The following is an 8,353-nucleotide window of genomic DNA, read 5'->3' as shown; positions in this document are numbered from 1 at the left end:
CCGCCGACGAGGACGGCCGGCCCGGCCTCCGCCGCGTCGACGACGGCTCGGTGCCGGCGACCGGCGCCGAGCGCCGTGAGCAGTCGGGTGCGCTGGTCGCGCGCGTCGCCGTCGAGACTGGTGGCCAGGCCGATCGCGACGAGAGCCGGCACGACGAGCGCTGCCAGCACGAGTGCCGTGACCATCCGCCCGCTCTCGGCGTAGAGCGATCCGACGCCGCGCCCCGTCCCGTCGATGGAGTGCCCGAAGCCGGAGGCGGGTCGCATCGTGTCGGCCTCGAAGGCCGCCGTCGTCGGGCGGACATAGACCCGCCGCTCGGTCGGGACCTCCACCCCGGTGGGGCCGATCGTGCCGGCGACGGTCCCGAAGAGATCCGCCCGGCTCGGCCCGAGGTCGTGGAGCAGGGTCGGCGACAGCACGGCCTGGCCAGGCGCGGGCCAGTGCGCCACACCCGGCGGCAGCGGTGCATCGGAGCGCGTCGGCCAGATGGAGATGACGACCACCGGCCGGTCGGAGACGCTGAGGAACCCGTCGGCGGAGGTGAGCAGCGAGGCCGTGCGCGCGGACGCCGCCGGCGTCGCCGCGATGGCGAGCGTGCGCTCCTCCCGCAGGGAGGCGTACGACCCCGCGAGGACGAGCCCGCCGAGGCCCAGGACGAGGAGGAGCGACCCGGCGGCCAGGGACACCCCGCGCAGCCCGGCCCACGGGCCACGGGTGGCCAAGGTGAGACCGAGGCGGGTGAGCACCCGGGGCAGCGCCCTGACTCTCACCGTCCCATCCCCGCGACGACTTCCTCGACCAGACACCCGTCGACGAGCCGCAGCCGCCGGTCGGCTCGCGCCGCGACGGCCGGGTCGTGGGTCACGACGACGAGGCCGCACCCGAGCTCGCCGGGCAGGGCGAACAGCGCGTCGCACACCTGGTTCCGCGTCGCGGGGTCCAGCGACCCCGTCGGCTCGTCGGCGAGCAGGAGCACCGGGCGGTTCATCAGGGCCCGAGCCACGGCGATCCGCTGCTGCTCGCCCCCGGAGAACTCGTCGACGGATCGGCTTCCCGCAGGGACGCCCAGCCGATCGAGCAGCTCCTCGGCGCGGGTGGCCGCCTCGGCCGCGGGCAGGCCGGCCAGCATCCCGGCGAGGGCGACGTTCTCCCGCGGGGACAGCTCAGGCAGCAGGCTGCCGTCCTGGAAGACCGCGCCGACCTTCTCGCGACGGAGTCGGGCGGACGCCCCGGCCCGGCCGAACGCCACAGGCGAGCCGTCGATCTCGATGGCGCCGGCATCCGGTCGCAGCAGCCCGAGCAGGCAGAGCAGCAGTGAGCTCTTGCCCGACCCGCTGCCACCGGTGACGGCCACGCTCGAGGCGCGCTCGACGACGAGGTCGGCGCCGTCGAGGACGACACGATCGGCGAAGCGCAGCGATAGCCCGGCCACCCGTGCCGCGGGGCCGGACGTCACCCCGTCCTCCCCGAGGCTCGAGAGGGACGCGTCATCCGGCGACGGCCCGTCACCACGACAACCTCACGCCGCTGTCCGCAGCTCGGTGACCCGCGCCATCCGGCGCGACGCGACGAAGGCCGGGGTCAGCAGCAGGGCGAGGAGAAGGACTGTGACCAGCCCACAGACCACGATCCATCCCCAGGGCACGGAGACCGGGCTCCCCATGCCCCTGGACATGGACGACCCCCCGGCCACGGCACCGGCGAGCCAGGCGAGGACGACGGCCGGCGCGACGGGTGCGATGGCGGCGAGGACGACGGCTCGGCCCACGGCACCGGGAGGCGCCCCCACGGCGCGAGTGGCCGAAGCCAGGCGTCGGCGGGTGACGATGACCTCGACGACCCCGACGAGGAGGGCCAGCGCCCCGACGCCGACGGCGATCGCGATGAGCACGCCGACGAGCGCATAGCTCTGGCTGAAGAACTCGACATCGACGTCCCGGGCCGCGAGGGTCGTCGATCCTGCGCCGGCGGCGATCCCTCCGACGAGGCAGGCGATGACGAGGAACCGGCCCGACCGTGTCATGGCCCGAGGGGTGGCCTGGACGTGACGCGCGGCGAGGAGCACGGTGGCCCGCGATGTACGCGGGGCGACGATGTCGGCGAGCGACGAGGCTGCAGCCTCGCCCGCGTCGAGCAGTCCGGTGACGACGAGGACGACGGACAGGGCGCCGACAGGGAGACCGGCTGCGTTCGCGCGCCCATCGGCGATCCATGCGACGAGCACGACGGCGAGCACACCTCCGGCGAGGAGCAGGGGCAGCGCCCGACCCGCCAGGCGCACCGGTCGGCGGGACGGCGGGTCGGCGTGGGTGAGCGCGTCCACCGACCGTGCGGCGAGGTGGGCCGCGGCGAGGACGGCCACGGGCACGACGACGGCCGCGACGGCGATCGCCCACGCGTGCGGGAGCAGGTCGGCGACGCGGAGCCCGACCGCCGGCGCGAGGTGCCAGCCGACGATCTCGCTGCTCCCGCCCACCAGGTCGCGCCGCAGTGGTGCGGGCGACCCGAATTCCGCGATGACGCCGACGAGCACGGCATACAGCACGAGGCCCCCCACGACCCCGAGGAGGCCAGCGAGCGCGCCCTCGATGCCGAGCACCCGACGGACATCGGCCGTCGAGGCGCCGGAGAGCCGATACGTCCGCAGCCGGGCGGACCGGCGGGCGGCGCCCACCCGGGTCGCGAAGCCGGCGACGGCGAGCGCGGGGAGACAGGTCAGCGCCAGTGCGAGGAGGACGCCGGGCAGCAGCCCGCGATCGGTGAGGAGTCCAGGCAGGTAGGGCAGGTACGTCGGCCGTCGCGCGATGTCGCCCCCGACGAGGACGAGGAGTGCCGCAATGGACGACGCGGCCGCAGTGAGGGCGATGCGCAGGCCGTCGAGATGACCGCCCCGGACGGCGAGCCACCAGGCGTCGCGGCCGCCCAGCCGCCCCGACCCGCCCATGCGTCCCACCCCGACCGACCGCGTCGACAGCGTCGGCTGCTCCGGCCCGCTCGACGACTGCCCGGTCACGAGCGCGCCGCCGAGCCCGGGAGACCGCTCCGCCCCACGGCCGGCTCGCCGAGGACGGCGCCGTCGCGCAGATGGATCTCCCGGTCCGCGTATGCGGCGACCCGGCTCTCGTGGGTCACGATGACGGCCGTGGTCCCCGACGCACGGACGGTGTCGACCATCTCGCGCATGACGAGCTGGCCGGTCGGGGTGTCGAGGGCTCCCGTCGGCTCGTCGGCGAGCAGCACGGTGGGCTCGATGACGAGGGCCCGGGCGAGGGCGACCCGCTGAGCCTCACCCCCCGACAGACCCGAGACCTGCTCGTCGGCGCGGTCGTCGAGGCGCAACCGGCGCAACCAGGCCATCGCGCGGTCGTGGGCCACCGGTCGACGAATCCCGGAGAAGAGGAGGGGCAGGAGGACGTTCTCGACGGCGGTGAGCTCGGGCACCAGCTCACCGAACTGGAAGAGCACGCCGATCTCGCTGCGGCGCATCCGGGTTCGAGCATCGTCCGGCAGACTCGACACGACCGTGTAGCCCACGGTGACACGTCCGGTGTCCGGCACGAGGAGGCCCGCGAGACACAGCAGCAGCGTCGACTTGCCGGATCCCGACGGTCCCGTCACCGCGACGACCTCCCCGGGGCCGACCTCGACCGACAGGCCGCGCAGCGCCTGGGTGTCGCCGAAGCGGACGTGGACGTCGTCGAGCCGCAGCGCGAGTCCCGACCCGCCCCGGTGCTCCTCGCGTCCTTCAAGGGCCGTGATCCCCGCGTCGGGCCTCATCCGTCCAGCTCCTTCTCGAGCGTGTCGAGCCGATCGAGGGTCGCCTCGATCCACCGCATGTCGGCGTCGAGGTGAGCGAGGCTGAAGTCGGCCGACAGGGCCTGCGACAACGGCGCACCGGGCTCCCCCACCATCCTCGTGATGCCACGCATCCGGTCCAGATGCACCGCCCGTTGGGCGACGAGGTAGGCGACGGCGGCGTCCCGTCCACCCGCGGTGAGCGCGACGCCGACATGGGCCGCCATCGGGTTCGCGGCCTGCTCGCCCGGGTCCTCGGGTGCGGTCATCCACGCCTCCAGCTCGTCGCGTCCGGACTCGGTGAGGGCATAGACGACCCTGTCGGGACCGTCGGCCCGTTGCACCGCCGCGACCTCGACGAGGCCGCGGCGGTGCAGGCGGTCCAGCGCGGCGTACACCTGGCCGTAGGCCACCGGCTTGCCGGCCGGGAGCAGCGCATCGTAGGAGCGCTTCAGGTCGTACCCGTGCTGCCGGCCCCTGCTCAGCAGCCCGAGAAGCACATGACCCGTGGACACGATGACCACTATTCACTGTGTGACTAGTAGCAGTCAACGACCTCGTCAGCGTGTCGCGATGCGACGTGGCGGCGCCCTCAGCCGGCAGAACGGTCACCCGGGACTCGCGGAGAGACCCTGGGAACAGGCGTATGCCGCGGCCTCCTCGGTGGGGAGGCCGCGGCATACGCGGTGGTGCTCGATCAGGCGGTCAACCGCTCAGTGGCTGTGACCGTGGGAGTGACCCGCGGGGGCCTCCTCCTCTTCCTTCTTGTCGACGACGAGCGTGTCGGTCGTGAGGACCATCGACGCGATCGACGCGGCGTTGCGCAGCGCCGAACGGGTCACCTTGACCGGGTCGATGACGCCGGCCTTGACGAGGTCGCCGTACTCGCCGGTCGCGGCGTTGAGGCCGTTGCCCGGCTCGAGCTCGGCGACCTTGGAGACGGCGACGTAGCCCTGGAAGCCGGCGTTCTCGGCGATCCAGCGCAGCGGCTCGGCGGCCGCCTTGCGGACGATCGCGGCGCCCGTCGCCTCGTCGCCCTCGAGCGGCAGGTCGGCGATGACCGAGACGGCGTGGAGCAGGGCGGTGCCGCCACCGGCGACGATGCCCTCCTCGATCGCCGCGCGGGTCGCGGAGATCGCGTCCTCGATGCGGTGCTTCTTCTCCTTGAGCTCGACCTCGGTGTGGGCGCCGACCTTGATGACGCACACGCCGCCGGCGAGCTTGGCGAGCCGCTCCTGGAGCTTCTCGCGGTCCCAGTCGGAGTCGGTGCGCTCGATCTCGGCCTTGATCTGGTTGACCCGCCCGAGGACGTCGTCGTGGGCGCCGGAGCCGTCGATGATCGTCGTCGTGTCCTTCGTGACGACGACGCGGCGGGCCTGGCCGAGCGACTCGAGGGTCAGCTGGTCGAGCTTGAGGCCGACCTCCTCGGCGACGACCTGGCCGCCGGTGAGGACCGCCATGTCCTGCAGCATCGCCTTGCGGCGGTCGCCGAAGCCGGGGGCCTTGACGGCCACGACGTTGAAGGTGCCGCGGATCTTGTTGACGACGAGCGTCGAGAGGGCCTCGCCGTCGACGTCCTCGGCGATGATGAGCAGCGGCTTGCCGCTCTGGACGACCTTCTCCAGGATCGGGAGGATGTCGGCGATGGCCGAGATCTTGCCCTGGTTGATCAGGACGTAGGCGTCCTCGAGGACGGCCTCCATCCGCTCGGGGTCGGAGACGAAGTACGCCGAGATGTAGCCCTTGTCGAACTGCATGCCCTCGGTGAACTCGAGCTCGGTCTGCGTCGTCGAGGACTCCTCGACGGTGATGACGCCGTCCTTGCCGACCTTGTCGAACGCGTCGGCGATGATCGCGCCGATCGTCTCGTCCTGGGCCGACAGGGCGGCGACCTGGGCGATCTCGTCCTTGCCCTCGATGTCGCGGGCGGTCTCCAGGAGCTTGTCGTTGACGGCGGCGACGGCCTTGTCCATCCCGCGCTTGAGGGCGGCGGGGGCGGCACCGGCGGCGACGTTGCGCAGGCCCTCGCGAACCATCGCCTGGGCGAGGACCGTCGCGGTCGTCGTCCCGTCACCGGCGATGTCGTTCGTCTTGGTCGCGACCTCCTTGGCGAGCTGGGCGCCGAGGTTCTCGTAGGCGTCCTCGAGCTCGATCTCCTTGGCGATCGTCACGCCGTCGTTGGTGATCGTCGGGGCGCCCCACTTCTTGTCGATGACGACGTTGCGGCCCTTGGGGCCGAGCGTCACCTTGACGGCGTTCGCGAGGGCGTCCACGCCCCGCTCGAGCGCCTTGCGTGCGGAGTCGTTGAACTCCAGTTCCTTGGCCATGTGGTGGGTACTTCCTTCTCTGGCTTTCGTCAGCCTGGCTTCTCGTCAGCGGGCAGATGAGGTATGCCGGTGCAGCGCCGTCACGATCGAGGCGCCGGCACCGGCATACCAGGTGGTGATGGTGGCTCAGCCGACCTTGGCGAGGACGTCGCGCGCGGAGAGGATGAGGTACTCCTCGCCGCCGTGCTTGACCTCGGTGCCGCCGTACTTGCTGTAGATGACCTTGTCGCCGACGGCGATGTCGAGCGGGACGCGGTTGCCCTTGTCGTCGATGCGACCGGGGCCGACCGCCAGGACCTCGCCCTCCTGGGGCTTCTCCTTGGCGGTGTCCGGAATGACGAGACCGGATGCCGTCGTCTGCTCGGCTTCGAGCGACTTGACGACGATGCGGTCCTCGAGCGGCTGGATGGAAACCGACACGATGTTGACCTTCCCTTCCAGGGATTGTCGGGTGGACAGTATGGGGTCGCCGGGTGGTCGCGCCGTCGCGGGGGTCGCGGCTCCGTTGGCGTTGGCACTCGTGTGCTGTGAGTGCCAGACAGAAATCTAGATCGGCGATTGGCACTCGGTCAACTCGAGTGCCAGCCGGGCGCGTCGTCCCGTCGGTTCGAGGCGCCGACACCCCAGCCGACCCACCGCCCAACCAGCCTGGCCATCTGCCACCCGATCGGGGCCTCTGCACCACCCCCCTGGCCATCTGCCACCCGATCGGGGCCTGTGCACCACCCCAGCCGACCCACCGCCCAACCCCCCTGGCCATCTGCCACCCGATCGGGGCCTCTGCACCACCCCAGCTGGCGATCTGCCACCCGATCGGGGCCTCTGCACCACCTCCGGCGGGCGCGACGCCCGACCGGCGCGGACCGCCCCGACCGGCTCGGGGACAATGCGGACATGGACGTCGCGACCGTGCGCTGGCTCGCCTCCCCGGACGGGTGGGCCGCGCTGCGGGAGCTCCCGGCATACGAACCGGCCACCGAGCTCGCGACGCAGAGCCGGCTCCGCGCGACGGGCCTCGCGCCCGAGCGGGTCGCCGCGCTCCTCCTCCAGAGCCGGCTGCGTGCGCGGGCGCGGGCGAAGTTCGGCGACTTCGCGTCCGGGATGCTCTTCACGCCCGACGGTCTCGAGCAGGCCACCCGGCTGGAGGTCAGCGCCTCGCATGCCGGGCGGTACGCCGCCGCGAGCCTCGCGACGGTCCACGACCTCGGGTGCGGGATCGGCTCGGACGCCATGGCGATGTCCGCCCTCGGCGTGACGGTGCTCGGCATCGACAAGGATCCGGTGACGGCGGCCGTCGCCGACGCGAACCTGCGCCCCTGGCCGGACTCCCGGGCGCACGTGGGTCGCGCGGAGGACTTCGTCGCCCCTGCGGACCCGCTCCACGGCCGGGTCGGCGTGTGGCTCGACCCAGCCCGCCGCGTCTCGGGGGTCGCCGACGTCCACGGTCGCAGCCGTCGGCTGTTCCGCCTCGAGGAGCTCTCGCCGCCGTGGTCCTTCGTCCGCTCGGTCGCCGCGGCGATCCCCGCCGTCGGGGTCAAGCTGTCGCCGTCGTTCCCCCACGACGAGGTACCTCTCGGGTGCGAGGCGCAATGGACGTCGTATGCCGGTGAGCTCCTCGAGTGCGCCGTCTGGTGGGGACCGCTCGTCCGGCGTGAGGGGCGGACCGCGCTCGTCCTGTCCCCCGCCGGACCGCCGATCGAGGTCGACCAGACGATGGGCGAGGACGTCGCGCCCGTCGCCACCTCGGCCGCCGACGTCGGGCCGTGGCTCTACGAGGCGGACCGCGCCGTCTCCCGCGCCGGGCTCCTCGGCGCGCTCGTCGCCCGGACCGGCGGAGTGGAGGTCGACGCCGGGCTGGGCTACGTCACCGCGTCCCGGTCCGTCGAGGTGCCCTTCGCCCGCCGGTATGCCGTCGAGGAGGCTCTCCCCTTCCAGCCCCGGACGCTCAAGGCCGCGCTCCGCCGACGTGGCGTGACCGGGCTGACCGTCAAGAAGCGAGGGATCCGGCTCGACGAGGACGACCTGCGCCGCCGCCTCGGGGTCGGTCGCTCGGCCGGGACGGGTGCTCAAGCCACCGTCGTCCTCACCCGTGTGGCCGGCTCCCCGTTCGCACTCCTCGTCCACCCTGCCCCGTAGTCGAGCGAGTCAGTGGGTCGGGCAGATACCTCGACTCCCAGGTCGTCCGCCGGGTCGAGGTATCGGGTGACCTTCCGGCGGGGTCGGGACACCTC

8 protein-coding genes are annotated in these 8,353 nt (G+C 72.9%); 1 reads left to right on the top strand and 7 read right to left on the bottom strand.

What is annotated here, in order from left to right:
* The 7 genes from BN12_RS16230 to groES form a co-directional block, all read right to left on the bottom strand.
* Window positions 1-770: hypothetical protein (locus BN12_RS16230; RefSeq protein WP_200901237.1), on the bottom strand; the 770-nt coding region annotated here is incomplete at its 3' end.
* A complete protein-coding gene (locus tag BN12_RS16225) occupies window positions 767-1,456 on the bottom strand; it encodes an ABC transporter ATP-binding protein (RefSeq protein WP_048554077.1) in 690 nt (229 codons plus the stop codon). The genes BN12_RS16230 and BN12_RS16225, both read right to left, overlap by 4 nt.
* A gap of 63 nt (window positions 1,457-1,519) precedes the next feature.
* Window positions 1,520-3,013 (bottom strand): FtsX-like permease family protein, encoded by a 1,494-nt coding sequence (locus BN12_RS16220; protein ID WP_048554075.1) that lies wholly within the window; start codon window positions 3,011-3,013, stop codon window positions 1,520-1,522.
* Complete coding sequence (locus tag BN12_RS16215; protein ID WP_083454706.1) at window positions 3,010-3,777, bottom strand: ABC transporter ATP-binding protein; 768 nt, start codon at window positions 3,775-3,777, stop codon at window positions 3,010-3,012. The genes BN12_RS16220 and BN12_RS16215 overlap by 4 nt, the downstream gene beginning before the upstream one ends.
* A complete protein-coding gene (locus BN12_RS16210; protein WP_048556500.1) occupies window positions 3,774-4,310 on the bottom strand; it encodes a PadR family transcriptional regulator in 537 nt (178 codons plus the stop codon). The genes BN12_RS16215 and BN12_RS16210 overlap by 4 nt, the downstream gene beginning before the upstream one ends.
* A gap of 198 nt (window positions 4,311-4,508) precedes the next feature.
* Window positions 4,509-6,122 (bottom strand): chaperonin GroEL, encoded by a 1,614-nt coding sequence (groL, locus tag BN12_RS16205; RefSeq protein WP_048554073.1) that lies wholly within the window; start codon window positions 6,120-6,122, stop codon window positions 4,509-4,511.
* 126 nt (window positions 6,123-6,248) lie between these two features.
* Window positions 6,249-6,542 (bottom strand): co-chaperone GroES, encoded by a 294-nt coding sequence (gene groES / locus BN12_RS16200; protein ID WP_048554071.1) that lies wholly within the window; start codon window positions 6,540-6,542, stop codon window positions 6,249-6,251.
* Window positions 6,543-7,016: 474 nt separating this feature from the next.
* Between groES and BN12_RS16195 the strand changes: the two genes are divergently transcribed.
* Window positions 7,017-8,258, top strand: coding sequence for a class I SAM-dependent methyltransferase (locus BN12_RS16195; protein ID WP_048554069.1), 1,242 nt, complete (start codon window positions 7,017-7,019; stop codon window positions 8,256-8,258).
* Window positions 8,259-8,353 lie beyond the last annotated feature (95 nt).

The organism is Nostocoides japonicum T1-X7 (assembly GCF_001046855.1).
In the GTDB taxonomy this organism is placed as follows: Bacteria; Actinomycetota; Actinomycetes; order Actinomycetales; family Dermatophilaceae; genus Nostocoides; species Nostocoides japonicum.
Note: the sequence above shows the minus strand (reverse complement) of the source record. Positions and strands in the feature narration are given on the sequence as shown.